General features: G+C 29.9%; 1 protein-coding gene. It reads left to right on the top strand.

Annotated features, from left to right (window positions below):
• A partial coding sequence (locus ACY2RW_RS16170) for a M28 family peptidase (RefSeq protein WP_490123765.1) occupies positions 1 to 268 on the top strand: 268 nt, incomplete at both ends.

The raw sequence follows: 268 nt of genomic DNA on the forward strand, positions 1-268 counted from the left end.
TCCGGGTATTGAAAAAGCGGCAAAATATATAGAAAACGAATTTAAAAGAATAGGGTTAAAAACCTATGATACGTTGCAAAACTATAGGCAAACGTTTACGTTTAAAAATAGAAGAACTAAAGAAGATATTACAACAATTAATATTATTGGCGTTTTAGAAGGGAAAAGCAAAAAAGACGAGTATGTAATTGTTTCTGCACATTATGATCACTTATGGATTCGTAAAAAAGAAGGGCAACTAGATAGTATTTATAATGGTGCAAATGAT

This window comes from Polaribacter sp. 2305UL8-11, from assembly GCF_058147165.1.